Genomic DNA, 641 nt, shown 5'->3' with positions numbered 1-641 from the left:
AGGGTTAACCTAAGGGTAAGGTCAAACACTTAATACTTAGAAGGAAAAATAAATTCCGAAAGGCGTTTGGAGGAATAAAGATAATCATCCGGGTTTAATATACGTTCATAAATATATGGTTCGGATAATTCTATTTCGTTATTTTTCATTATCTCATTTATTTTTAATACCGATTCTTCCTGATAAGGATCAATTTCATAGAAAAACTTTTGCGTTTGAAAACCAAAATAACTTGTGATTCCTAATTGATTTAATTCCTGATTTTCAAATTGTAAGGCGATATGAATAGGGTAAACTTTATTATCTATCAGTTTATATTTAATGATTTTTTCATTCTTTTTAACATTAATCTCGCTAAATAATACCTCTAGTTTATTCAGCGCTACACATATATTTTCATTTGGTAATAGTTCATATTCATACACGTACAATGATTCAAGATACTCTTTTTTGAATTCGTTATTTAAAATCATAATTGCAGGATTCAGGCCTTTTAATTTATTTATTGTTCGATTTGCATCTTTTATCTTATTTATTTCCAATTGAAGCTTTTCTTCTATCAAATTACTTATTTCAGCATCTGATAACTTTCTATGAATGATTTTGCTGATTTCATTTAAGCTAAACCCTGCTTGTTTTAA

General features: G+C 27.3%; 1 protein-coding gene. It reads right to left on the bottom strand.

Annotated elements, in window-relative coordinates:
• Positions 1-29: 29 nt before the first annotated feature.
• Positions 30-641 (bottom strand): MerR family transcriptional regulator (locus AC0IXC_RS29060; protein ID WP_471653713.1); only part of this gene is annotated, 612 nt, incomplete at its 5' end.

The sequence above is a fragment of the Bacillus sp. AC266 genome, assembly GCF_979253805.1.
The sequence above is the reverse complement of the archived record's forward strand: the minus strand, read 5'-3'. Positions and strand labels throughout refer to the sequence as shown.